The sequence below is a fragment of the Deltaproteobacteria bacterium genome (genome assembly GCA_016223005.1).
Taxonomy (GTDB): Bacteria; Desulfobacterota; GWC2-55-46; order UBA9637; family GWC2-42-11; genus JACRPW01.
Map to the genome: position 1 here is coordinate 1 of JACRPW010000037.1, position 2548 is coordinate 2548.

Consider the following 2548-nt stretch of genomic DNA (forward strand, 5'->3'; position numbering starts at 1 on the left):
CAGGCAAAGGCAGGCAGTGTAGAGTTTATCCCGCAAATAAAGGCAGATGTAGACAGGTGGAAAAGTAAGAATCCTGACAGTCATATCCTTGGCTTTATTCCTACAGAGCCAATGGATAAGTTTTTAAAAGAACTCAAGGCAGGAAATGTAAATACTGATACAGCAAAACCGGCATTAAGAGAAAAGAACCTTGCTGAAGGCAGGGCATTATATGCCATGAACTGCAGACCATGTCATGGGGACAGTGTTTCAGGAGATGGACCAATGGCAGACGGGTTTAAACTCCGTCCTATAAACTTTACAGACAATGGGACAATAGAGACCATAGTAGAAGGGTATACATTCTGGAGGGTGTCAACAGGCGGGCTTGGACTGCCTCAGGAGGCAACACCGTGGGATTCTGCAATGCCTGTATGGAATCTAAATCTAACAGAAGAAGAGAGATGGAAGATCATCATGGCAGAATATGACATGGCGCAAAAGACAGCAAGGATACCGGAAAAGCATTAAAGACAGGGATTAGGGGTTAGAGGCTAGGGATTAGGAAAGACATTAGACAACAGATGCTTAAATATCGGAGGCAATTGATGAAAAGGTTTTTTACAATGTTCTTACTATTCACTATTCACTATTCACTATTCACTGTAGTTAATGCTGCAGATGCGCCATCCAAACCAAAACCCCCTGCAACACCAGAACTAATAGCAAAGGGTAAGAATATATACTTTAAAAGATGCTCTTTCTGTCATGGACTCATGGGGGATGGCAATGGGCCTGCTGCAGAGCAGATGCTTCCAAGACCAAGAGATTTTACACTTGGATTATATAAATTCCGTTCTACAGAAACCGGGGCCCTTCCCACAGATGAAGACCTTTTCAGGACAATAAGCAGGGGCATACCCGGCAGTGCCATGCAGACCTTTGACATAGATAAAATTAAGAATGGTCTTACAGAAGAAGAAAGGTGGCAGGTCATTTATTATATAAAGACATATAATGAAGATTTCTCTGATAAAGAGTTAGACCCATATCAGCAGGCAGTAAAAATCTCCAAACAGGTAGTATCATCTGCAGAGAGTATATCTAAAGGCGCTCAACGCTTTAAGGAGATGAAGTGCTGGGAATGTCATGGAGATACAGGCAGGGGCAATGGTCCAAATGCACCCAAACTCAAGGATAAATTTAAGGGCGACCCAATACTTCCTTTTGACCTGACAAAGGGATGGAGATACAAAGCAGGAAACTTAGCGGAGGATATTTATAAGAGATTTTCGACCGGACTGAATGGAACGCCCATGCCATCATTTTCAGATTCTCTAAATGATGAGGAAAGGTGGCATCTTGCTAACTTTGTTTTTTCTTTACAAAAGAGGAAAGTCAGGAATGAATCTGTTCTAAAGGCAATGTATGTAAATGGTGATATACCAGTATCCCCTTATTATACAGGATTGGCAAAGGCTCAGGCAATAGACATACAACTGGCAGGACAGGTAATTGTGAAGCCAAGATGGGAAAATCCTTCTGTAGATTTGGTTACTGTCAGGGCAATTTATAATGACAAAGAGATTGCCTTTCTTATGGAATGGGGAGACAGGTTTAAGGACACTGCCCATAATCCTGATTTGGAATACAAAGTGCCTGCCGCTTACGATGGTTATGTAAGATGGGGAGAGATTCCGCAAAAGCCGGGCAATTTCCGCGATTCCATAGCCCTTCAATTTCCAGTGAAGATGTCTGATGGCACTAAGAAGCCTCATTTCATGAGGGGTGATTCAGGCAGTCCTGTCAACCTTTGGATTTGGAAATCAGATTTAGAAGAATCTAAACAGCCTTCTATTGAAGATGTAAATGCAAGTGGTCCAAATCAATTCAAGGTTCAGCCTCAGGATAAATGGCATGCAAAGGGGAAAGGTGTTTGGAATGGAGGCACATGGAGGGTGGTAATAAAGAGGCAATTAAATACAGATGATGCAAATGATGTTCAGTTTGAAAAAGGCAAATTCATACCATTTTCTTTAAATGTATGGGACGGCTCAAACGGTGAGCATAATCTTCTTATGAGTCTGTCCTCATGGCATTATCTGATTATGGAGGCATCAACTCCGATAAGTGTCTATTTGTTAGCGATTCTTGGCATAGCAATTACAGGCATTGGGGAATGGTGGCTGGTGAGGAGAAGCAGGAAGGAAAGATAGGAATTACGAATTAGGAATTGTAGCCGCAACCTTTAGGTTGCGTTTTAACGCAGGCATAAAGCCTGCGGCTACCGATAACTGATAACATGTTCAAAAAAATCCTTATAGCATTAGACAACTCCACATATTCAGACAGCGCAATGGAAGCCTCCATAGCCATAGCAAAGGCATACAATTCAGAAATAACAGGCTGCCATGTCTATGCAGCAAGGCTCCATGAGACAAGATTCATGGACATGGAGACAGGCTTGCCTGAAAGGTATCAGTCAGAGGCAATACTCAAAAGACAAAGGGATGTCCACGAAAGCCTAATATCAAAAGGACTAGGCATCATATCAGACTCATATCTTGAC

General features: G+C 42.3%; 3 protein-coding genes. All 3 read left to right on the top strand.

Annotation, left to right across the window (positions count from 1 at the left end):
* Positions 1-510, top strand: a 510-nt coding sequence (locus HZC45_03995) for a cytochrome c (protein MBI5682319.1), incomplete at its 5' end; no start/stop codon positions are given.
* A gap of 77 nt (positions 511-587) precedes the next feature.
* Positions 588-2195, top strand: a complete 1608-nt coding sequence (locus HZC45_04000) for a c-type cytochrome (protein ID MBI5682320.1) — start codon at positions 588-590, stop codon at positions 2193-2195.
* 86 nt (positions 2196-2281) lie between these two features.
* The coding region (locus HZC45_04005; GenBank protein MBI5682321.1) for a universal stress protein at positions 2282-2548 on the top strand (267 nt) is incomplete at its 3' end.